Source organism: Lapillicoccus sp., from assembly GCF_039935575.1.
In the GTDB taxonomy this organism is placed as follows: Bacteria; Actinomycetota; Actinomycetes; order Actinomycetales; family Dermatophilaceae; genus Lapillicoccus.
This window is the reverse complement of sequence record NZ_JBDTKA010000060.1, coordinates 34,301-55,527: the sequence shown is the minus strand read 5'-3', so window position 1 is coordinate 55,527 and position 21,227 is coordinate 34,301. Positions and strand designations below refer to the sequence as shown.

20 protein-coding genes and 3 pseudogenes are annotated in these 21,227 nt (G+C 70.9%); 22 read left to right on the top strand and 1 reads right to left on the bottom strand.

Features of this window, described 5'->3' with window-relative positions:
- The 22 genes and pseudogenes from ABI385_RS07360 to ABI385_RS07255 all read left to right on the top strand — a co-directional run.
- Positions 1-414: pseudogene (locus ABI385_RS07360) on the top strand (ammonia channel protein); the annotation flags it as partial.
- Positions 411-749: a P-II family nitrogen regulator gene (locus ABI385_RS07355; RefSeq protein WP_348103092.1), complete on the top strand. Its 339-nt coding sequence runs from the start codon at positions 411-413 to the stop codon at positions 747-749. The pseudogene ABI385_RS07360 and the gene ABI385_RS07355, both read left to right, overlap by 4 nt.
- Before the next feature lie 97 nt (positions 750-846).
- Entirely contained in the window at positions 847-3,216 is a 2,370-nt protein-coding gene (locus tag ABI385_RS07350) for a [protein-PII] uridylyltransferase (protein ID WP_348103091.1), read from the top strand.
- A gap of 28 nt (positions 3,217-3,244) precedes the next feature.
- Positions 3,245-4,861, top strand: coding sequence for a signal recognition particle protein (gene ffh / locus ABI385_RS07345; RefSeq protein WP_348103090.1), 1,617 nt, complete (start codon positions 3,245-3,247; stop codon positions 4,859-4,861).
- Positions 4,862-5,078: 217 nt separating this feature from the next.
- Positions 5,079-5,765, top strand: coding sequence for a hypothetical protein (locus tag ABI385_RS07340; protein WP_348103089.1), 687 nt, complete (start codon positions 5,079-5,081; stop codon positions 5,763-5,765).
- Positions 5,723-6,034 carry a hypothetical protein gene (locus tag ABI385_RS07335; protein ID WP_348103088.1) on the top strand — a complete coding sequence of 104 codons (312 nt, stop codon included), beginning with the start codon at positions 5,723-5,725 and terminating at the stop codon, positions 6,032-6,034. The genes ABI385_RS07340 and ABI385_RS07335 overlap by 43 nt, the downstream gene beginning before the upstream one ends.
- Positions 6,035-6,092: 58 nt before the next feature.
- Positions 6,093-7,190, top strand: coding sequence for an amidohydrolase family protein (locus ABI385_RS07330; protein ID WP_348103087.1), 1,098 nt, complete (start codon positions 6,093-6,095; stop codon positions 7,188-7,190).
- 14 nt (positions 7,191-7,204) lie between these two features.
- A complete protein-coding gene (locus tag ABI385_RS07325) occupies positions 7,205-8,359 on the top strand; it encodes a GNAT family N-acetyltransferase (protein WP_348103086.1) in 1,155 nt (384 codons plus the stop codon).
- Between the two features lie 227 nt (positions 8,360-8,586).
- A pseudogene (rpsP, locus tag ABI385_RS07320) lies at positions 8,587-9,075 on the top strand (30S ribosomal protein S16); the annotation flags it as partial.
- A gap of 146 nt (positions 9,076-9,221) precedes the next feature.
- Complete coding sequence (locus tag ABI385_RS07315) at positions 9,222-9,464, top strand: RNA-binding protein (protein WP_348103085.1); 243 nt, start codon at positions 9,222-9,224, stop codon at positions 9,462-9,464.
- Between the two features lie 132 nt (positions 9,465-9,596).
- The gene (gene rimM, locus ABI385_RS07310) at positions 9,597-10,139 is read left to right on the top strand and encodes a ribosome maturation factor RimM (protein ID WP_348103084.1); all 543 of its coding nucleotides are present in this window, start codon (positions 9,597-9,599) and stop codon (positions 10,137-10,139) included.
- 31 nt (positions 10,140-10,170) lie between these two features.
- Positions 10,171-11,352 (top strand): tRNA (guanosine(37)-N1)-methyltransferase TrmD, encoded by a 1,182-nt coding sequence (gene trmD / locus ABI385_RS07305; protein WP_348103083.1) that lies wholly within the window; start codon positions 10,171-10,173, stop codon positions 11,350-11,352.
- 231 nt (positions 11,353-11,583) lie between these two features.
- Positions 11,584-11,928: pseudogene (rplS, locus tag ABI385_RS07300) on the top strand (50S ribosomal protein L19); the annotation flags it as partial.
- 131 nt (positions 11,929-12,059) lie between these two features.
- Complete coding sequence (gene lepB / locus ABI385_RS07295; protein WP_348103082.1) at positions 12,060-12,791, top strand: signal peptidase I; 732 nt, start codon at positions 12,060-12,062, stop codon at positions 12,789-12,791.
- A 72-nt stretch (positions 12,792-12,863) separates the two neighbouring features.
- Complete coding sequence (gene lepB, locus ABI385_RS07290) at positions 12,864-13,676, top strand: signal peptidase I (RefSeq protein ID WP_348103081.1); 813 nt, start codon at positions 12,864-12,866, stop codon at positions 13,674-13,676.
- Between the two features lie 16 nt (positions 13,677-13,692).
- Entirely contained in the window at positions 13,693-14,478 is a 786-nt protein-coding gene (locus tag ABI385_RS07285; RefSeq protein ID WP_348103080.1) for a ribonuclease HII, read from the top strand.
- Positions 14,475-14,780 (top strand): DUF2469 domain-containing protein, encoded by a 306-nt coding sequence (locus tag ABI385_RS07280; protein ID WP_348103079.1) that lies wholly within the window; start codon positions 14,475-14,477, stop codon positions 14,778-14,780. Before ABI385_RS07285 ends, ABI385_RS07280 begins: the two co-directional genes overlap by 4 nt.
- 108 nt (positions 14,781-14,888) lie before the next feature.
- Positions 14,889-15,329: a YraN family protein gene (locus tag ABI385_RS07275; RefSeq protein ID WP_348103078.1), complete on the top strand. Its 441-nt coding sequence runs from the start codon at positions 14,889-14,891 to the stop codon at positions 15,327-15,329.
- Positions 15,326-16,864 (top strand): YifB family Mg chelatase-like AAA ATPase, encoded by a 1,539-nt coding sequence (locus ABI385_RS07270; RefSeq protein ID WP_348103077.1) that lies wholly within the window; start codon positions 15,326-15,328, stop codon positions 16,862-16,864. The genes ABI385_RS07275 and ABI385_RS07270 overlap by 4 nt, the downstream gene beginning before the upstream one ends.
- Positions 16,865-16,877: 13 nt before the next feature.
- Positions 16,878-18,023: a DNA-processing protein DprA gene (gene dprA, locus ABI385_RS07265; RefSeq protein ID WP_348103076.1), complete on the top strand. Its 1,146-nt coding sequence runs from the start codon at positions 16,878-16,880 to the stop codon at positions 18,021-18,023.
- Between the two features lie 140 nt (positions 18,024-18,163).
- Complete coding sequence (locus ABI385_RS07260; protein WP_348103075.1) at positions 18,164-19,078, top strand: tyrosine recombinase XerC; 915 nt, start codon at positions 18,164-18,166, stop codon at positions 19,076-19,078.
- Between the two features lie 101 nt (positions 19,079-19,179).
- The gene (locus ABI385_RS07255) at positions 19,180-20,367 is read left to right on the top strand and encodes a DUF3152 domain-containing protein (RefSeq protein ID WP_348103074.1); all 1,188 of its coding nucleotides are present in this window, start codon (positions 19,180-19,182) and stop codon (positions 20,365-20,367) included.
- A 121-nt stretch (positions 20,368-20,488) separates the two neighbouring features.
- Here the strand turns inward: ABI385_RS07255 and ABI385_RS07250 are convergent, their stop codons facing one another.
- Positions 20,489-21,121, bottom strand: a complete 633-nt coding sequence (locus ABI385_RS07250) for a peptidoglycan DD-metalloendopeptidase family protein (RefSeq protein WP_348103073.1) — start codon at positions 21,119-21,121, stop codon at positions 20,489-20,491.
- Between the last annotated feature and the right edge of the window lie 106 nt (positions 21,122-21,227).

Sequence of the window (21,227 nt, the reverse complement as noted above, 5' to 3'; positions counted from 1 at the left end):
GTCGGCGGTCTCATCGGCACCCTGCTCATCGGCTTCTTCGCCACCACGGGCAGCCCGACGGGGGCCGCGGGGCTCGACGTCAACTCCGGCCTCTTCTACGGCGGCGGTCTCTCGCAGCTGGGAGCGCAGGCGGAGGGCGCGTTCGCCGTCCTGATCTTCTCGTTCGTCGTGACGTACGCCATCGGCTGGGTGCTCCACAAGACGATGGGCTTCCGGGTGAGCGAGGACGACGAGGTGGGTGGTATCGACCTCGCCGAGCACGCGGAGACCGGCTACGACCTCGTCTCGTTCGGCGGCTCGCGCACCGGCTCGTTCCTCAGCGGGGGGCACCTTGCGGCACCCTCCCCATCCTCCGCCGGCCCGCGGCCCACGGATGCCGCGTCAGCGGCCAACAAGGAAGGAGCCTCGGCGTGAAGCTCATCACCGCAGTCATCAAGCCCCACCAGCTCGACGAGGTCAAGGAGGCCCTCGAGGCCTACGGCATCTCGGGGATGACGGTCAGCGAGGTGAGCGGCTACGGTCGCCAGCGCGGCCACAGCGAGGTCTACCGGGGGGCGGAGTACACCGTGGACTTCGTGCCGAAGGTCCGGCTCGAGGTGCTCGTCGACGACCTCGACGCCGGCGGCGTGATCGACGTCATCCTCAAGGCGGCCCATACCGGCCGCATCGGAGACGGCAAGATCTGGGCCACCCCGATCGACGACGTCGTCCGGGTCCGCACCGGCGAGCGCGGTCACGACGCGCTCTGACGGAAACTGACGGCGTGAGAGCCGGCATGCGGCCCGCGCTCGCGGTGATCGCGTGGGCGCGAGCCAACCGAAAACCTGTCGCACGAAGGACAGCACCATGACCGACGTCACGATGCGGCGGCTCGACCTGGCCGGCACCCGGAGCTTCTCCGCCCCGGGTGCCGGCCAGGCGCGCCGGGCCGCCCTCGCCGAGTTCGGGTTCGAGTGGCTCGGGGACCTCTGGGCCACCGCGTCCGATGGTCGTCAGCTGCCCGGCGTGGCGCTGGCCGCCGTCGGCAGCCTCGCCCGCGGCGACGGCGGACCCCTCAGCGACTTCGACCTCGTGCTGCTGCACCAGACGCGCGCGCTCGGTGCGCACGACCTGACCGCGCTGGCGGACAAGCTCTGGTACCCGATCTGGGACCAGGGGGTCAGGCTCGACCACAGCGTCCGGACCGTGAACCAGTGCCGGTCCGTCGCGGGCGCTGACCTCTCGGCTGCGGTGGGCCTGCTCGACATCACCTTCGTCGCCGGGGACGCCGACGTCGTCAACGCCGCTCGGTCGACCGTCGCCCACGACTGGCGGGCCAACGCACGCACCCGGCTGCCTCAGCTGCAGGAGCAGATCCACCAGCGGCACGCCCGGCAGGGCGACCTGGCCCATCTGCTCGAACCCGACCTCAAAGAGGCGCGCGGTGGTCTGCGGGACATGACCGTGCTGCGGGCCCTCGCTGCGGCCTGGCTCGCCGACCGTCCGCACGGAGCGGTCGACGAGGCATTCCAGAAGCTGCTCGACGTGCGCGACGCCGTGCACGTGGTCACCGGACGCTCTCGTGACCGGCTCGGCCGCGAGGACCACGACTCCGCGGCCGCGCTGCTCGGGTACCACGACGCGGACCTGCTGCTCACCGACATCTCCTCCTCCGCGCGCGTGATCGCGTACTCGCTCGACGGGACGTTGCGGCGCGCGTCTCAGTCCCAGCGGGCCCGCACCCTGCGCGTCGGCCCGCGCCGCCCACGGATGACGCCGCTGGGCTACGGGCTGTTCCTCAGCGACGGGGAGGCGGTGCTCGGCTCAGGGGTCGACCCGAAGAAGGACCCGCTGCTCGTCATGCGTGCCGCCCTCGTCGCGGCCCGCAACGGCGTCAACATCGCGCCGGCGACCCTCGCCAACCTTGCGGCGAGCTGCCCTGCGTTGCCCACCCCCTGGCCGGAGCCTGCACTGGCCGTCTTCGGCGACCTGCTGGCGACCGGCCCTGGCCTGGTCGGCGTCTGGGAGGGGCTCGACCTGTCCGGGATCGTGCAGCGCTGGATCCCCGAGTGGTCGGCGGTCCGCAGCCGTCCACAACGCAACGCCGTTCACCGGCATACCGTCGACCGGCACCTCATCGAGACCGTCGTGCGCGCCAGCGGCCTGCTGCGCGAGGTCACCCGCCCTGACCTGCTGCTGCTGGCGGCGCTGCTGCACGACATCGGCAAAATCGCCGGCTCCCGCGACCACAGCGAGACCGGAGCACCGATCGCCGACACTGTCCTGCGGCGGTTCGGGGTGGACGACGCGGACCGCGAGCTCGTGGTCCACCTGGTGCGCGAGCACCTGACCCTGATCGACCTGGCGACCCGCCGTGACGGCGACGACCCGCAGACGATCGCGGCCGTCTCGCGCGCGGTCGGCGGCAGCCTGGACAACGTGGACCTCCTGCGGGCGCTGACCGAGGCGGACGCGAGTGCCGCCGGACCCGCGGCCTGGACCGACTGGCGTGCCAACCTGCTCGACAAGCTCGTCGTCACGGCCCGCGCCTCGCTCGCCGCCGGGGAGCAGCGCGACGACGTCCCGCGCGACGCGGAGCCGGTGCCGGCGGAGGCGCAGAGTCGGCTGGTGACGGGGCAACCCCTCGTGGTGGTCACCCCGCTCGGCGGGGCGCACCGGATCGACATCTACGACCGCGACCGGCTCGGGCTGTTCGCCGAAACCGCCGGGCTGCTCGCGGCGCAGGGTCACATCGTCCGTTCGGCGATGGTCCGAACCGTCGACGGGGTCGCGGCGAACGAGTGGCACGTCGAGACCCCCGGCGGCGACTCCCCGAACGAGGGCGCGATCGTGCGCGGCCTGGTCCGGCTCGCCGAGGGTGACCGTGAACCGCTGGCCATGCTGAGCCGGCGCCGTCGCGCTTCGGCGTCGGACAGCTCACGGGCTCCGTCCGGCATGTCCGGCTCGCCCGGGCAGTCGCGCGCCATGGTGATCTCGCACGCCTCGGACTCGGCGACGGTGATCGAGGTTCGGGCGACCGACCGGCCAGGTCTGCTCCACGACATCGGCATCACGTTGTCGCGGGCCAGCCTGAGCGTGCGCAGTGCTCACATCGCGACGTATGCCGGTCAGGCGCTGGACACGTTCTATGTCACCGAGTTCGGGGGACGCCCGTTGCCGCCGGCCCGGGTGGCCCAGGCGGTGTCGATGATCATCGACACCTGCGACGGCGACTGACCCGCTCTCGCCCGGTTAGGCTTTCGGGGTGTTTAACTCTCTGTCCGACCGGCTGACCGCGACCTTCAGCAGTCTGCGCGGCAAGGGTCGGCTCTCCGAGTCCGACGTCAACAAGGCGCTGCGTGACATCCGCCTCGCCCTGCTCGACGCCGACGTGGCGCTTCCCGTGGTGCGGCAGTTCGTCGGCGCGGTGCGCGAACGGGCGCTCGGCGAAGAGGTCAGCACGGCGCTGAACCCCGCCCAGCAGGTCGTCAGGATCGTCAACGAGGAGCTCATCGCCATCCTCGGCGGTGAGACGCGGACGATGCGGTTCGCCAAGACCCCGCCGACCGTGATCATGCTTGCGGGCCTCCAGGGGTCCGGTAAGACGACGCTTGCCGGCAAGCTCGGCGCCTGGCTGCGCGGCCAGGGCCACACCCCACTGCTCGTCGCCGCCGACCTCCAACGGCCGAACGCGGTCACCCAGCTGCAGGTCGTCGGCGAGAGAGCCGGCGTGCCCGTCTTCGCACCCGAGCGGGGCAACGTCGGTGGCCACGACGCCGTCCTGTCCTCCGGTGAAGGGACGCGCTCCTTCGGTGACCCGGTCGCGGTCTCGCGCGCCGGCATACAGGAGGCTCGCACCAAGCAGTTTGACGTCGTCATCGTCGACACCGCTGGTCGCCTCGCGGTCGACACCGTGCTCATGCAGCAGGCCGCGGACATCCGCGCGGCGATCCAGCCCGACGAGGTGCTGTTCGTCATCGACGCGATGATCGGTCAGGCCGCGGTGGAGACGGCGCTCGCGTTCCAGGAGGGCGTCGACTTCACGGGGGTGGTGCTGTCCAAGCTCGACGGCGATGCCCGCGGTGGCGCAGCGTTGTCGGTGGCGGGAGTCACCGGGCGGCCGATCATGTACTCGTCGATCGGTGAGAACACCAAGGACTTCGAGGTCTTCCACCCCGATCGAATGGCCGGTCGGATCCTCGACATGGGCGACGTGCTCACCCTCATCGAGCAGGCCGAGCAGGCGTTCGACCGCAGCCAGGCCGACGAGATGGCACGCAAGTTCCTCGCCGCGGAGGACTTCACCTTCGACGACTTCCTCCAGCAGATGGCCGCCATCAAGAAGATGGGGTCGCTGAAGGCGATGCTCCGAATGATGCCCGGCATGTCGGGGATGCGCGAGCAGCTCGACGCCCTCGACGAGCGCGAGTTCGACCGGGTCGAGGCGATGGTGCGGTCGATGACGCCGTTCGAGCGCAGCCACCCCAAGCTCATCGACGGGTCGCGGCGGGCGCGGGTCGCGCGGGGTTCCGGCGTGTCGGTGTCCGAGGTCAACCAGCTGCTCGAGCGGTTCCGCGAGGCCCAGAAGATGATGAAGTCGCTGGCCCGCGGTGGCGGTGGCGGCCTGCCCGGTATGCCAGGAATCCCCGGCGCGCGCAAGGGCGGCAAGGCGGCGGCCCCGGTCCGGCGCAAGTCCAAGAGCGGCAACCCGGCCAAGCGCGCCGCCGAGGAACGCGAGGACGCCCAGCGGGCGGCGGGGGCTCGGACGGCTGCGGCCGGCAAGGCGTTCGGTATGCCTGCCGACGATGACGGGGGAGACGTTCCCGAGCTGGACCCGGCCAACCTGCCGGCCGGTTTCGAGAAGTTCCTGGGCGGCCGTTGACCTCTGATGGCCGGGGGGTGAAGTCAACCTGCGGATCAGATGCGGTCCGGTGTCGTCCTGACAGCACCTATCGGCATCTGACCGGCAGGATGACCGTACGCCAGCCCTCGGGTTCGGGTCCGGGGCGTCGTCCACAACCCCTGGCCGACTCGTCCCACGATCCACAGGCAGCCAAGTGCGTCTGGTGGACGTGGTTAGACGACAGCAGGCTCTCCTCATGGATCTCCCCGCTCCCCTCGCGGCCCTGGCGTCCGCTCAGCTCGGTGTCCTCAGCCGGGCGCAACTGCTCGACGGTGGGGTCAACGCCTCTGCTGTGAGGTGGGGAGTCGGGACTGCGTGGACGGTGCTCCTCCCAGGGGTCGTGATGCTGCATACCGGCGTTCCCAGTTATCAGCAGCGACTCGTTGCAGCCCTCTTGTACGCGGGGACAGGCAGCTGGTTGGCCGGCCATACCGCAGCTACCTTCTACCGGATCCCGTTCTGCGAGCCCCGGCTGCCCGTCGAGGTGCTGGTGCCGGCACCGAGGCGTTCGCGAACCGTGGCCTGGGTCAACGTCCGGGCCACGACCATCACCGGAGAACGGCTGGTCGAACGCGGGCCCTTGACGCTGTCGTGTCGTGCTCGAGCCGTCGTCGACGCGGCGGCGGACTGCTCCGACGACCGAGCGGTGGCCGCTCTGATGATCTCGTCGGTCCAGGAACGCCTGGTCAGGCTCGACGACCTCCATCACTGGGCGAGACTGCGTCGACGCAACGGCAGCCGTCGGTTGGTCGCCGCGCTGGAGGCATCAGCGCTCGGCGCATGGTCGATTCCGGAGGCAGAGCTCGGCTTCCTCCTCAAAGCCACCGACCTTCCCCCGGCTTGGGCGAACCCAGGACTGTCTGGCAGCAGGGGCGCCGACTGACGACACCGGACCTGTGGATCGACGATGTGGCACTCGCGGTGATGGTCCACTCGCGGGAGTTCCATGGCGAGCACCTGGACTGGGAGGCGACCGTGGACAGCGACGAGGACCTGCGGGAATCGGGCGTGGAGGTTGTGGCGGTGACCCCTATGGCGATCCGCCGGTATCCAGCGCGCGTGGTGCAGCGGATCGAGCGTGCCTACGCACGTGCCTCTGCCCGCCGGCGCCCGCTCGTGACAGCGACTCCCAAGATCACCGTTCCGGTGTGAGCGGGCGAGCCGGAGAGGGCACGGCGACCAGATGACGCCGGTCGGTTAGGTTTCTGCAATGGGCCACGACGTGCTGCACCTCACCGGTCGCATCCTGGTCGGCCCCGACGACGAACGCCCCGAGGCCTGGGTCGTTGGCGGCCGACTGACCTTTACCCCACCCATCGGTGGCACGCAAGGCAGGGACGTCCAGACGGTGGACGGCTGGGTGCTCCCCGGCCTCGTCGACGCTCACTGCCATGTCGGGCTCGGTCCGCAGGGCGCCGTGGACGCGCAGACGGCCGAGCAGCAGGCCAGCACCGACCGCGACGCCGGCACCCTGCTCATCCGCGACGCCGGCTCGCCGGTCGACACCCACTGGATCGACGACCGGGACGATCTGCCACGGGTCATCCGCGCCGGCCGGCACATCGCGCGGACCCGCCGGTATATCCGCAACTTCGCTCACGAGGTCGAGCCACCGGACGTGGTCGAGTACGTCCGCCGCGAGGCTCGTCGCGGCGACGGCTGGGTCAAGCTCGTGGGGGACTGGATCGACAGGGAGACCGGTGACCTCGCGCCGTCGTTTCCTCGGGAGACGGTGGTGGCTGCCGTCGCGGCGGCGCACGAGGAGGGTGCTCGGATTACGGCGCACTGTTTCGGCGAGGAGTCGCTCGAGGATTTCGCCGCGGCGGGGACCGACTGCATCGAGCACGCCACCGGACTCCAGCCCGGCACCATCGAGGCGTTCGCTGCCCAGGGGATCGCCATCGTCCCCACTCTGGTCAACGTCGCTACCTTCCCGGCGCTGGCGGCCCCGGCTCGAGCGAAGTTTCCGACCTACTTCGCGCACATGCTGGACCTGCACCGCCGCCGGTTCGAGACGATCGCTGCCGCGCACGACGCCGGCGTGCCGATCTACGTGGGCACCGACGCGGGAGGGAGTCTGCGGCACGGGCTCGTCGCCGAGGAGGCCCTCCAGCTGTCGACGGCCGGGCTCAGTCCTGTCGAGGTGCTGACGGCGGCCTGCTGGGGGGCGCGGGACTGGCTTGGGCGTCCCGGGCTCGAGGAGGGCGCGTCGGCGGACCTCATTGTCTACCAAGCAGATCCGCGTGATGACCTGAGGGTGCTGGGCTCACCCCGAGCGATCGTGCTGCGTGGGTCGACGGTGAGATGACGGGAACTCGCCCGATGCGAGCACCCGGCGAGCGTGTGTGGGTCGCGGACGCCATGCACACCGACGAGGCCGCATACATCTCGGCCAACCGCATGTCGCGGCCACGGATCAGCGAGTGGAACCCGGTCGATATTTTCGGCCTGCCCTCGCTGATCCGCGCGTCGTCGCGACACCATCACACCCTCCTGATCCATACGCGGGAGCCAGTCGGCGACCACGACCTCGTTGGAAAAGTCAATATCACCAACGTCGTTCGCGGTCGAGCAGACTACGGGACGCTCGGCTACGACGCGTTCGACCCGTATTCGGGACAGGGACTCTTCGCCGAGGGGCTCGCCCTCGCCGTGGGGCTGGCTTTCGCCCCTGAACCGGGCGGCATGGGACTCCACCGCCTCGAGGTCAACGTCCAGCCAAGCAACGTGCGCTCGGCAATGGTGTTGCGACCTTTGGGTTTTCGGCTGGAGGGCCACTCGCCGCAATACCTGCGTATGCCTGACGCCTCCGGTCGGGAGGCCTGGCGGGACCACGACCGCTACGCCCTGCTGGAGAGCGAGTGGCCGCCCTCGGCGACGTCAGCCCGGACCGGCCCACGGGTCGTCGCAGTCGTCAACGGAGTTCCCGGGTCGGGGAAGTCCACGCTGGCTGCGCGACTCGCCGCGGAGCTGGCTGTTCCGCTCCTCTCCAAGCACGTCGTCAAGGAGGCTGTCGCCGACGCGCTGCCGGCCGAGTTCCTGAAGCAGCACGGGGCCGGACGCTCGGCGCTCGGGGCGGGGGCCAGTGAGGCGCTGTGGGCGCTACTCGCCCATTCGCCTGCGGGCGCGGTCGTCGAGAGCTGGTTCTGGCCGGGCGACGAACGCTACGTGGTCGACGGGCTGCAGCAGGCCGGCCTCGACCCCTCCAGTGTGCCTGAGGTGTGGTGCGACCTCCCCGTTACCGTCGCCCGCGAGCGCTTCGAGGCGCGGGCGGCCCGCGGGGACCGACATCATGCCCACGGGACACAGGTCGGGCTCGAGGACCTGTGGATCCGGGTGGCCGACGCCGCGCGTCCGTTGGGGTTGGGACCGGTGCTGCGCATCGATGCCAGTGCACCGCTGACGGACCGCGACCTGGTCCGCCTCGCACTCCAGGTGCGCGCCGCTGCGTTCGCGGGTCTTCACCCGCTCGGCTGACGAGTCCGTCGTGTCTGAATCCGGGTGTCGGGACGGGTTCTGGCGCACCCGCTCGGCCGACTGGTCCGCCCGTCCTCGCGATTCTGGCAGAATGGACCGCTGTACCCGTCCGGCTGGGCTCTCGCCCGAGCCGGATGCCTACCCCCGAGTGTCGGCTCCCCGCGTACCCCATCCGGTTGTGCGGTCTCGCCGATGCTCACCACACAGAAACAGGAGTGACCACGACTGTGGCCGTCAAGATTCGCCTGAAGCGGATGGGCAAGATCCGTGCACCGTTCTACCGGGTCGTCGTCATGGACTCGCGCACCAAGCGCGACGGCCGGGCGATCGAGGAGATCGGCAAGTACCACCCCACCGAAGAGCCCTCGCTCATCGAGATCGACTCCGAGCGGGCCCAGCACTGGCTCAGCAACGGGGCGCAGCCGACCGAGGCCGCGCTCGCGCTGCTCAAGATCACCGGCGACTGGCAGAAGTTCAACGGCACCGAGGGTGCCGAGGGAACGCTGAAGGTCAAGGCGCCCAAGAAGAGCAAGAGAGAGCTCTACGAGGCGGCCATCGCGGCCGCTGGCGGCAGCAGCCTCGACGTCAAGGACCCGACGCCTCGCAAGAAGGCGGCGCCGGCCAAGAAGGCAGCGCCCGCCGCGCAGCCCGCGCCCGCCGCGCAGCCCGCGCCCGCCGCGTCGGAGAGCAGCGCAGAGAAGCCAAACCCGGAAGAGACCTCGCAGGCCGCGGCCGCCGAGGCCACCCCGGTCGCTGCTGACACCGACTCGGGTGCCGCGTCCACCACCAGCGTCGACGCGGCCGACATCCCCGAGGACACCTCCTCCAGCGCCGCTGACGCCGAGAAGAGCGAGGCCTGAGGGTGCTCGAGGAGGCTCTCGAGCACCTCGTCAAGGGCATCGTCGACCACGAAGACGACGTGGTCGTGCGCCGCAAGGAGCTGCGTCGCGGTGATCTCCTCGAGGTACGCGTGCACCCCGACGACCTCGGTCGTGTGATCGGCCGGTCCGGTCGCACAGCCAGCGCGCTGCGGACCGTCGTGAGTGCGCTTGCCGGTGGCGGTTCGGTGCGAGTCGACATCGTCGACACCGACAAGCAGGGCTGAGCCCCACTGCTCGGTGTGGATGGCAGCACGGATGAACGAACCGCAGTCGGGGTGATCGCCCCTTCTGCGGTTCATTCATCTGCCCCCTTACGGAGGCACCACCGCCGTATGCCTGCTGAGAGGATCGCTGTCATGGCAGGAACCGAGCTGGTCGTTGCTCGCATCGGGAAGCCGCACGGGTTGCTCGGTGAGGTCACCGTGCAGCTGCACACCGACGACCCCGAGAGGCGGCTGGTCACCGGCGCGACGTTCGCCACGCAAGCGCAGCCGGGGAGCGGCGTGCCGCGCACGCTGACCTTGCGCTCGACGCGGGTGCACAACGGCACCTGGCTGCTGGCGTTCGAACAGATCCCGGACCGGACCGGCGCCGAGTCGCTGCGGGGGACTCAGCTGCTTGCCGACGTCGACGACCTGCAGCGGTTGGACGACGATGACGACGAGGGCTGGTACGAGGACGAGCTGCTCGGTCTGGCCGTCGTCACCCGCGACGGCCGACAGGTGGGCACGGTCAGTGGTCTGCAGACCGGGACGGTCCAGGACCTGTTGGTCGTGGCCCTGACAGGAGGCGGCGACGCATACCTGCCGTTCGTCGAGGCGATCGTCCCGGAGGTCGACGTGCCGGCCGGGCGAGTGGTCGTCGCCCCGCCCGACGGCCTGCTGGAGCTCAACACGTGAGCCTGCGTGAGCCTAGGACCCGGGTCGGCCCGTGAGGGTCGACATCGTCTCGATCTTCCCGGACTACCTCGCGCCCCTGCGTCTGTCGCTGATCGGCAAGGCCCGCGACCAGGGGCTGCTCGACGTCCGCGTGCACGACCTGCGGGACTTCACGCACGACCGGCACCGCACGGTGGACGACTCGCCCTACGGCGGAGGCGCCGGCATGGTGATGCGGGCCGAGCCCTGGGGCGAGGCGATCGACGCTCTGCTGCAGTCCGGGGAGGGGGTCCCACACCTGCTCGTCCCGGGGCCGGGCGGTACCCCGTTCACGCAGGCCATGGCCCGCGAGCTGACGGCCGAAACCTGGTTGGCCTTCGCGTGCGGGCGCTATGAAGGCATCGACGAACGGTTCGTCGAGGACGCGGCCGAGCGGATGCCGGTGACGGTGGTCTCGCTCGGCGACTACGTCCTGGGCGGCGGCGAGGTCGCGGTGCTCGCGGTCATCGAGGCAGTGGCGCGGTTGCTTCCCGGAGTCATCGGCAACGCGGACTCGCTCGTCGAGGAGTCCCACGAGGACGGCCTGCTGGAGTACCCCGTCTATACGAAGCCGGCGTCCTGGCGCGGCCATGAGGTGCCACCGGTCCTGTTGTCCGGCAACCACGGCGCGATCGCGCGCTGGCGTCACGAGCAGCGGCTGTCGCGCACTGCCGCCCGGCGGCCGGACCTGCTGCACGCATCGGCGGGAATGCTCCCCGGCGACCTCGCTCCGATGCTGGCGACCCCCGCCGACTCCCCCGAGCTACTGGTCCTGCAGCGGGCCTGCTGGGTGCCAGAAGGTCGCAGCGCGGACAGCTGGGAGATACCGCCTCTGGTCGAGACACTCGACGAGGTCGTCACGTCCCTGGGCACGTGGCGCACCTGGGTGGTGCGCTCGGGAGGTCGGCTCGTCGGGTCGGTACGCGGGCGTTCCGTGCCGGACGACGCAACCGTCTGGGAGACCGGCCGGCTCATGGTCGCCCCGGACGTGCAGGGCCGAGGGATCGGCCGGTCGCTCCTGGGGTACGCCGAAAGCGCTGCGCCCGAGGGAACGCGCCGGTTCTGGATCAACACCGGTGCGCGGTCGGAGCGGAACCTGCGGGCCTACAGGAAGGCGGGGTACCGGGTGGTTCCGGGGGAGGGGCGCTTTCCCGGTACCGTCGACCTGGTCAAGGCCGCGCCCGCTCGCAGCTGACAACAGAGTCGGCGGCTGACCCGACCCGCGCTCGTGGGGATTTCGTCCCGGGCGCCCTGGTCTGGCAGAATCGATCCTTGCGTCCGGTATAAGACGCGCCCCTGCCGCAGGGGGAGCGTGAGCAGCAGCTCACGCGAGGCCGACCGGAACGCACTCCACGCATACGCAGACTCTCTCCCGGTCTGCACCAACCCGCGGTGACCTGTGGCACCCGAAGAAAGCGAAGCAGTCATGCATCAGCTCGACTCCGTCGACAGCGCCTCCCTGCGCACCGACGTCCCGGCCTTCCGCGCCGGCGACACGCTCAAGGTGCACGTCAAGGTGGTCGAGGGCACCCGCTCGCGGGTCCAGATCTTCCAGGGCGTTGTCATCCGTCGGCACGGCGGTGGGATCGGCGAGACGTTCACCGTCCGCAAGGTGTCCTTCGGCGTCGGTGTCGAGCGGACCTTCCCGCTGCACACGCCGATCATCGACAAGATCGAGGTCGTCACCCGCGGTGACGTGCGTCGCGCGAAGCTCTACTACCTGCGCGATCTGCGCGGCAAGGCCGCCAAGATCAAGGAGAAGCGCGACTCCGTTCCCGTCAAGGGTGCGAAGAAGGCCGCTGCGGCCCCTGCGGCCCCTTCGGCCCCTGCGGCGGGCGCGTCGCCGGCCGCATCGCAGGGTTCTGCCGCACACTGACCTCCGCCCGACCTGGCTCTGGGTCCGTGGACGGTACGGAGCCGGAACCGGTCACACCGCTGAGTCGGCTGGGTCGGCCACATCGGCGGAGTCGCCGCGGCGGCTGGTGGTGGTATGCCGCCGCCACGCTGGTTCTGTTGTTGCTGCTGCGCACCTTCGTTGTGCAGTCGTTCTCCGTCCCGAGTGGGTCCATGCAGCCGACGATCGAGCCGGGCGACCGTGTCCTGGTTTTCGCGCCTGCCGGCAGGCTCGTCCGCGGCGAGAGCATCCACCGCGGCGACATCGTCGTGTTCGACGGTACCTCTGCCTTCGCCTCCGGCCCGCCGGTGCAGTCGAGCCCGTTCGTCGACGTCCTCGACGCCCTCTCCTCGGTCCTGACGCTGGGAAGCGGTACCGACTACGTCAAGCGCGTGGTCGGACTGCCGGGTGACCACGTCGTCTGCTGCGACAGCACCGGCCGGATCGTCGTCAACGGGACCCCGGTGGACGAGACGGTATACCTGAACGAGGGCGACCGGCCGAGCGACGTGACCTTCGACGTCACCGTGCCGAAGGGCGCCGTCTGGGTGATGGGCGACCACCGCGGCGACTCCAGCGACTCGCGCTCCTATCTCGGACGACCCGGCGGCGGCATGGTTCCGCTGGATGACGTGATCGGACAGGCGACGGTGCGATACTGGCCGCCCGGTCGCCTCGGATCCCTCGGCGAGCCCGGCCCTCTCGCCACCATCCCTCGATCGCCCGGAGCAGGTCAGTGACTCGCCAGCCAACGTCGCCCAGCCCCCTGACTGCCGGGCCTGACGCGCGTGGCTGACGACAGCGCGTCGCCGGTGAGCGCGAATGAGCGGGCCCGATCGGCCTCGGATAAGGACGTCGATGACTTCGAGGACTTCGACGACCTCGACGACAGCAAGGGTTTCCTCGAGAACGTCTGGGGCGGGGTCAAGGAGATCCTCCTCATCGCCGTCATGGCGATCGCGCTCTCGTTCGTCGTCAAGACCTGGCTCATCCAGGCGTTCTACATCCCGTCGGGGTCGATGGAGAACACCCTGGTCAAGGACGACCGGGTCATCGTCAGCAAGCTGACACCCGGACCGTTCGACCTCAGCCGGGGCGACGTCGTCGTCTTCACCGACCCAGGCAACTGGCTCGGGACGGCGCCACAGACGCAGGAGACAGGCCCGCGGGCGTCACTGCACCGCGCACTGCAGTTCGTCGGCCTCCTTCCCGACGACTCCGACGACCACCTGATCAAGCGGGTCATCGGGCTGCCGGGCGACCACGTCGTGTGCTGCGACCAGAACGGCCAGCTGACGGTCAACGGCGTGCCCATCACCGAGACCTACGTCAAGAACGGCGACCTCCCGAGCGGCAGCAAGCCCCCGTTCGACATCCGGGTCCCCGCGGGCAGAGTATGGGTGATGGGTGACCACCGCAGCGACTCGTCCGACTCCCGGTTCCACGACAACGGCACCGGAGCCACCGGGTCGGTCCCCATCGACGACATCACCGGACGAGCCGTGATGATCGTCTGGCCGATCGACCACGTGCGTTGGCTCTCCGTGTCCGAACGGATCTTCGCCGACGTCCCCTCGTCGGGCGGCCCGGTGCCCCAGCCCAGCTCGACCGGCGGAACCGGCTGACGCCGACCTCTGTCCTGTGGCCGTCGTCCGGAGTAAAAAGCCCTCGCTGCGGGTCGAGCGCGCCCTCCAGCGCGACGGGCACCGCGTCCTCGCCGGCATGGACGAGGTCGGCCGCGGCGCCCTCGCCGGGCCGGTCTCGGTGGGAGTCGTCGTCATCGACGAGTCCTGTCGCTCCGCCCCTGCAGGGGTCAAGGACTCCAAGCTGCTCACCCCGGCCCACCGCGAGCGGATGGTTCGCCCGATCCGTCGGTGGGCCTACGCCTACGCGGTCGGTCATTCCTCTCCTGCGGAGATCGACGAGGTCGGGATCATGGGAGGCCTGCGGCTCGCCGGTTTGCGTGCCCTCACCTCGCTGGGCGAGGCCGGCGTGGTGCCCGACCTGGTGATCCTCGACGGCAACCACGACTGGCTCACCCCGCCCTACGAGCTCGGGCTGTTCGCGTTCGCGACCGAGGCCGGGCCGAGCGTCCCGCCGGTGACCACGATGGTCAAGGCGGACATGAAGTGCTCGTCGGTTGCCGCCGCGTCCGTGCTGGCCAAGGTCGAACGTGACGCGATGATGGTCGCGATGTCCGACGACCACCCGGTGTACCAGTGGGCGGTCAACAAGGGCTATGCCGCGCCCGAGCACATGGCGGCGCTCGAGGCGCACGGTCCGTGCGTCCAGCACCGTCGCTCGTGGCGACTGCCTGCGATGATAGAACTGGTCGAACCGACGGCGCCCACCCCGGAGCCGGCGGGTGAGCCGACATCGCGGGGAGCCGCAGGGGACGAGGCAGCTGTGAGCATGGGTCACCGATGAGCTCCGAGGACCTCGAGAAGTACGAGACCGAGATGGAGCTGCAGCTCTACCGGGAGTACCGCGACGTGGTCACGCTGTTCTCGCACGTCGTGGAGACCGAACGCCGGTTCTACCTGTGCAACTCGGTGGACATGAAGGTGCGTGGCGACGGCGGCGAGGTGTTCTTCGACGTGACGATGCACGACGCCTGGGTGTGGGACATCTACCGGCCGGCCCGGTTCGTCAAGACGGTACGGGTGGTGACGTTCAAGGACGTCAACATCGAGGAGCTGCCCAAGTCGGACCTCGAGCTGCCGTCCTGACGTTCGGCGCGCCCGAGGTTGTCCACACGGTAGTGCACGTTCGTCCCACTATCCCCAGGTCCGTGCCTGCCGCGTGACCTGGCCGCCGTCGCCCGCGAGGGTGGCGCCATGGAGACGACAGGGATGCCGTGGCAGACGGCGAACGCGGTGGGCGGCTACGGCGAGCGGATGGCCGCTCGCTACCTGACGGACCTCGGGTTGGAGGTGCTGGACCGCAACTGGCGCTGCGAGCTGGGTGAGATCGACATCGTCGCGCGCGACGGGACCTGCCTGGTTGTGTGCGAGGTCAAGACGCGTCGCAGCACGACCTTCGGCGACCCGGTCGAAGCGGTCGACCACCGCAAGCTCGCCCGGTTGAGACGGCTTGCCGGCGCCTGGCTCGCCGAGCACTCCGCTCACTCCGCTCACTTCGCGCACCCAGCGCACCCAGCGCACCCAGCGGTGGTGACGCGTGGATGGGCGGAGGAGGTGCGGGTCGACGTCATCGGAATCCTGCGCCCCCGGCGCGGGCCGTGCCGGATCGAGCACCTGGTGGGGGTGCTGTCGTGACTCTCGGGTGTACGCGTGCCGTCGGGTTGCAGGGCATCGCCGGGTTCGTCGTCGATGTCGAGGTGGACGTCTCGAGCGGGTTGCCCGCCTTCACGATCGGCGGGAGCCCCGACCGGTCCTGTGCCCAGGCACCCGGTCGCGTCAAAGCTGCCGCGGCCAACTCCGGTCACGCGATCCCCAACCGACGCGTGACGGTCAACCTGTCGCCGGCGTCGATGCCGAAGCTCGGGTCCGGGTTCGACCTGGCGATCGGCGTGGCGGCCCTCGTCGCGTGCGGCAAGATCGCACCCGAGGTGGTATCCGACGTCGTGCACATCGGTGAGCTGGCGCTCGACGGTGCGGTGCGCCCGGTGGTCGGCGTGCTGCCGCTGGTCCTGGCGGCGGCTCGCGCCGGTGTGGGCCACGTGGTCGTACCCATCGCCAACGCCCCCGAGGCCCGGCTGATCCGAGACGTCCAGATCCATCCCGTCGCCCACCTGTCCGAGCTGGTGGCGCGCTACGCCGAGCTGCGCCAGCGCCGGGTCCCGACGCCGGTCGCCGAGCCCCCGATGGTTCACCGCGACCCACCACAGACCCCCGACCTCGTGGACGTGATCGGCCAGACCGACGCGCGGCACGCTCTCGAGGTAGCTGCTGCCGGCGGGCACCACCTCTACCTCGTGGGTCCGCCGGGCACCGGAAAGACGATGCTCGCCGAGCGACTGCCGGGGCTGCTGCCGGAGCTCGACGACCAACAGGCGATGGAGGTGAGCGCAGTCGCCTCCGTCCTCGGTCGGTTGGGTCCGTCGAGCAGCCTCCAACGCCGCCCGCCGTTCGTTGCGCCGCACCACAGCGCCTCGCTCGCCGCCCTGCTCGGAGGCGGCAGCACCCGGGTCCTTCCTGGCGCGATCACCCAGGCGCACCATGGGGTGCTGTTCATGGACGAGGGACCCGAGTTCGGCGGGTCGGTGATCCAGGGACTGCGCCAACCGCTGGAGTCGGGCCAGGTGGTGGTGGCCCGCGCGTCGGGCGCGTTCACCTTCCCCTGCCGGTTCCAGCTCGTCATCGCGGCGAACCCGTGCCCGTGTGGGCTCGGGTTCGGAAAAGGCACCAAGTGCAGGTGCTCGGCCCTGCAGCAGCGCCACTATCGGAACCGCCTCAAGGGGCCGGTGCTCGACCGTATCGACATCCAGGTGTTCGTCCCCGCACCCTCGCGGGCCACCCTGGTGCTCAGCCCGGGCGAGACCAGCGCGGCGGTGGCGGCGCGGGTCGCCGTCGCCCGGACGCGGCAGCTCGAGCGGTGGGGGCGGACCGAGTGGCGGCTGAACGCCCACGTCCCGGGACCGCTGTTCCGCGCCGGTCGTTACCGGCTGCCACGTGATGTGACGCGGGCGCTCGACCGGGCCCTGGACCGGGGACAGCTGACCCTGCGCGGATACGACCGCTGTCTGAAGCTGGCCTGGACGTTGAGCGACCTGTCCGGCGTGGACCGTCCGACGGCCGACGAGATCGGTTCCGCACTCTGCCTGCGCCAGCCCGACGCGCTGGCCGCATGAGGAGGGAAGTCCAGTGAGCTCCAGTGAGCACGACGTGACCAGCGGGGCGACGGGCGGCGTCGGTCCGCAGGAGCGGGCCGCACGAGCGACATGGTCGCGGCTGGCAGAGCCGGGGGACCCGCGCGCGACCGAGCTGGTCGCGACGTATGGCGCCGTCCTGGCCCTGTCCCTCGTCCTGGACGGTGACCCGAGGACGCCCGAGATTTTCCGGATCCGCGCGTCCCGGCGAGAGGGGCCTCCCGAGATCGAGGCCGCCGCGGCGCTTGGCGCCCGGGTACTCTGCCCGGGAGACGACGAGTGGCCGGTGGGTGTCGACGACCACCCCGAGCCGCCGCTCTGCCTCTGGGTCCGTGGCCCGGCGGACCTGTCGATGCTGGCCCGCCGGTCCGTTGCGGTGGTCGGAGCACGCAACTGCACCAGCTACGGGGACCACGTCGCCTCCGACCTCGCTGCGGGCCTGGCCGAACGCGGCTGGACTGTGGTCTCGGGGGCCGCGTTCGGCATCGACGTGGCAGCGCATCGGGGTGCCCTGGCCGTGGGCGGGGCGACCGTCGCGGTGCTGGCGGGTGGGGTGGACCGGCACTATCCGGTGGCCCATGATGAGCTCCTCCGGCGTCTCGTGGAGGTCGGGGCGGTCGTCTCCGAGCCGGCCCCGGGCTCCGCGCCGACGGCCGGACGGTTCTTGCTGCGCAACCGGCTGATCGCCACGATGACGCGCGGCACGGTGGTGGTCGAGGCCGGGCTCCGGTCGGGATCCCTCAACACCGCCCGATCGGCGGCCAGCTGCGGTCGACCCGTCGGCGTCGTTCCGGGACCGATCACCTCGGTGGCGTCGGCGGGGTGTCACCAGGCGGTGCGTGAGGGGGTGGCCCAGATCGTCACGGATGTGGAGGAGGTACTCGATCTCATCGGTTCGATGGGGGTGGACGCGGCGCCCCGGCGCAGCGCACCCGTCGCGGCTGTCGACCTGCTCGACCCCGAGGACGCCGCGGTGCTCTCGGCCGTCCCGGTCCGCAGGGGCGGGAGCGTGGACCGGGTCGCTGTCGCCGCTGGGGTGTCGTCCACGGCCGCCCAGGCCGCACTGGGCCGGCTCCTGCTCGGCGGGCTGGTCGTCCGGGACACGGTGGGCTGGCGCAAACCCGGGGCGGGACGTCGATGAGCGCACCGACCCGCGGCTCGGTCGTGCTCGGTCGTGCTCGCTCGTGCTCGCTCGCGCTCGGTCGTGGCGCGCTCGCGGCTCGGCCGCGGCTCGGCTGTTGGTTCTAGGCGGACGACGTTTCGTCTGGGACCGTGGGGCGGGTGGGGACGTCGGACGAGCGCTCGGAGCTGGTGGCGGCTTTTGTGCGGCACCTGCGCTCGGAACGTGGGCGCTCCGAGCACACCCTGCGTGCCTACGGGTCCGATGTGGCCGCCCTGCTGGAGTTCGCTGCCGACCGCGGCGTCGACGACGTCGAGGCGCTCAGGCTCGCGGACCTGCGGGCCTGGCTCGCGGCGCAGTCGACTGCTGGCGCGGCCCGGTCCACGGTGGCACGACGGGCCGCTGGCGCTCGCACGTTCTTCCGCTGGACTACACGCACGGGTCACACGAGCGCTGACCCGTCGCTGCGACTGGTGGCGCCACGCCGGTCAGGGTCGTTGCCAGGTGTGCTGCGCCAGGGCGAGGCAGAGCGCCTGCTCGACACAGCGGCGGTAGCGGCGGATGACGGCGACCCCGGGCACGTTCGCGACCGAGCCGTGCTCGAGCTGCTGTATGCCAGTGGGATCCGGGTCGGGGAGCTCACCGCCCTCGACGTCGACGACGTGGACCGCGCCGTCGACCTGGTCCGGGTGGTCGGCAAAGGCGACAAGGAACGCATGGTGCCGTTCGGGCTGCCGGCCCGCCGGGCCCTAGATGGCTGGCTCTCTCGTCGGAGCGAGCTCGCGACGTCCGACAGCGGTCCGGCGTTGTTCCTCGGCAACCGGGGCAGACGTGTCGACCCCCGCCAGGTCCGTACCCTCGTTCACCGGATGCTCGCGCAGGTGCCGGGCGCGCCAGATCTAGGCCCGCACGGGTTGCGACACAGTGCCGCTACCCATCTGCTCGAAGGGGGCGCAGACCTGCGGATGGTCCAGGAGCTGCTCGGACACGCGAGTCTCGCGACGACCCAGATCTACACGCACGTCTCCATCGACCGGCTGAGGCGCTCCTACGAGCAGGCACACCCGAGAGCGTGACCGGCGGCGGAACACGCCGGGCGAGCCACCGGCCAGCGTCCCCCTTGACTCGTGACCTGGGGACGATACTGACAGGCGCCACACGCACTCGAGCGGAGACCATGTCGACCCTGGACACCCATCTCTCCCCGCCGGGCGCCGACCGTCCGGGGCCGGAAGAGCGCACGTCGTCCTCGTCCGCATCCACGTCGGTCGACCGTTCGACGTCGGATCTGGGACTAGGCGCCAGGCGACAGGCACTCGAGCCGGACGCATCGCAGGCCGGGTGGCGCAGTCGCCCAGAACGGGCCGAGACTACGTGGCCGGCTTCCGGACGGGTCGAGCTGCGCCGCCGCGACTCGAAGGACGGCCGCGAGCGCACCGTCCCTGACCGGGTTCGCCGTCGTCGCCGTCGCAACGCCCGGCTGCGACGGACCGCGGTCGTCGCCTTGACCGTCCTGCTCGCCGGCACAGTCATCGCCAGATGGCACGAGGACCCGGCGACGATCCTGGCCTCCGGGGCGACCGTGGGAGCGTTGACCGCTCAGGGCCCGGCCGCGCTGGACCAGGGCGAACCGGCCGACGACGTGGTGCAGGGCAGGACGGCCGACGGTGACCTGCCTGGTCCGCCGATCACCACGACAACGCCTGCGGCACCTTCCTCAGCAGGGGCGACAGCACAGACGACGGGAACCGCGACAGCGCCGTCCAGCGCTCCGTCGATCGGGGTCTCGGCACCGGTCCCCGCGTCCACCTCGGTGCTCCAGAGCGGGGCTGGCACCTTCACGCCGATCGAGATCCCTGACGGCCCCGTGAAGTCGACCGGTCGCACGGTCACCTACGGGGTGGACGTCGAGGACGGGCTTCCGCAGTCCCGCGATGAGTTCGCCGAGGTCGTGCACGCGGTGCTCACCGACTCCCGCGGGTGGCAGACCCAGGACGACATCAGGTTCGTCCCCCTGAGCATCGCCGACCGTGCCGCCGGCGCCCACGTCGACATCCGCGTGACGTTGGCCAGTCCTGCCGCGACGCAGCGGCTCTGCGCACCGCTCGATGTCACCACCGACCAGGTGTCCTGCTGGAACGGGTCCCGCGCCGTCCTCAACCTCACCCGTTGGGTCACCGGCGCCGTCACCTACGGCATCGACCTCACCTCATACCGTGCGTACCTGGTCGGCCACGAGGTCGGCCACGGGCTCGGCTACCAGCACACCCATTGCCCCGGACCCGGACATCGCGCGCCGATCATGGTCCAGCAGACCAAGAGCCTCGAGGGATGCGTGGCCTGGCCGTGGCCGCACCAGGCCTGACCGGACCGGGCCGGGACCTCACCGGACCTGACAGGACCTGACCGTCAGCGACTGGCGGGCCGCGCGGGTCTGGCGAGACCGTCTCCTCGACCGACCGACCTGACTCGACCAGACCGCTTGGTCACGGCCCGTCCAACGGCAGCAGTACCACCGGTCTGAGACCGAGCAGGGCCAGTGGGTCGAGGTAGGTGTCGCCGCGCAGCACTCCCCAGTGCACGCACGTCCCCGGAGTGCAGTGGCCGGCCTGCGCGCCCAGCGTCCCGATCTCCTGGCCCCGCACCACCACGTCACCGACGGCCACCTGGGGCTCGACGGGCTCGAGGGTCGCCCGTAATCCCGCGGTCGTACTGACCACCACGACCCCGCGCCCGGCGATCGTCCCGGCGAACGTGACTCTGCCGGACACGGGCGCCATCACGGCGTCGCCGACCGACGCGGACAGGTCGACGCCTCGGTGACCGGTCAACCAACGGGCCAGGGGTGGGTCGAACGGGTGGACCACCGTCGGCTGCCCGGCCAGCGGCCAGACCCAGAGGCGGCCAGCCGGGGCCACGACACCGAAAGGCAGGACCTCGGCTGGCGCCGTGCTGAGGACCGGGAGCTGCGTATTGTCGGCGACCTCACGACCCGGGTCGACGGGTCGCGCCGCGGCCCTCGGGGTCGGCGCCAGGATCAGCATGATCGCGGACACGCAGCCGATGACCAGCAGCGCGAGCGGGTTCGTGGTGCGCCTGGGCCGGTGCGACTGAGTCATGGGTGCAGCCTCGTCACAGCCGGAACGGGCACCAAGCGCAGCGGCCGGCCCTGTGGACGACGGGGCGATCGGGGCCAGGGGTGTGGACAAACCCCACGTCACCCCA

Bases quoted from the DNA above. Each gene is read 5' to 3' on its own strand.
- rimM (WP_348103084.1), top strand. From the start codon at position 9,597: ATGGCAGGAACCGAGCTGGTCGTTGCTCGCATCGGGAAGCCGCACGGG.
- ABI385_RS07250 (WP_348103073.1), bottom strand. From the start codon at position 21,121: ATGACTCAGTCGCACCGGCCCAGGCGCACCACGAACCCGCTCGCGCTG.
- ABI385_RS07325 (WP_348103086.1), top strand. From the start codon at position 7,205: ATGCGAGCACCCGGCGAGCGTGTGTGGGTCGCGGACGCCATGCACACC.
- ABI385_RS07255 (WP_348103074.1), top strand. From the start codon at position 19,180: ATGTCGACCCTGGACACCCATCTCTCCCCGCCGGGCGCCGACCGTCCG.
- ABI385_RS07275 (WP_348103078.1), top strand. From the start codon at position 14,889: ATGGAGACGACAGGGATGCCGTGGCAGACGGCGAACGCGGTGGGCGGC.
- ABI385_RS07340 (WP_348103089.1), top strand. From the start codon at position 5,079: ATGGATCTCCCCGCTCCCCTCGCGGCCCTGGCGTCCGCTCAGCTCGGT.
- ABI385_RS07350 (WP_348103091.1), top strand. From the start codon at position 847: ATGACCGACGTCACGATGCGGCGGCTCGACCTGGCCGGCACCCGGAGC.
- ABI385_RS07280 (WP_348103079.1), top strand. From the start codon at position 14,475: ATGAGCTCCGAGGACCTCGAGAAGTACGAGACCGAGATGGAGCTGCAG.
- ABI385_RS07330 (WP_348103087.1), top strand. From the start codon at position 6,093: ATGGGCCACGACGTGCTGCACCTCACCGGTCGCATCCTGGTCGGCCCC.